The organism is Vibrio fujianensis, assembly GCF_002749895.1.
In the GTDB taxonomy this organism is placed as follows: Bacteria; Pseudomonadota; Gammaproteobacteria; order Enterobacterales; family Vibrionaceae; genus Vibrio; species Vibrio fujianensis.
Map to the genome: position 1 here is coordinate 27,040 of NZ_NBUS01000032.1, position 389 is coordinate 27,428.

Sequence of the window (389 nt, forward strand, 5' to 3'; positions counted from 1 at the left end):
TATACATGCCGTTCACCCTAATCTCATCGTCTGTCTATGTTCATGGGGATTATGAGAGCCATTCGTGGCTCTCACCAAAGGCCAGCCTACGGCTGTTCAAATTTATTCCAGACAAATGTGTCACTCACTGGCTGTCTACCTGCAATTCCAAGTTGTTTGGGGATACACTAAAGCAAATTGACTTTCGGATCAGTAAGGTGATGAGAGTAACTCTCATCGGTTTATCACCTTAATTGATTTATCATAACCTAAAATTGAAAGCGGACTCCCATGCTGATCTGTGGCCCCCACAATCCAGCATTGCGCGCTTCTGCTGAAATCGTCATCTGTTGAGTTGAATGGAAGCGTAGCCCGCCGATAAACACGGATCTGTCTTCATTTCGACCAAT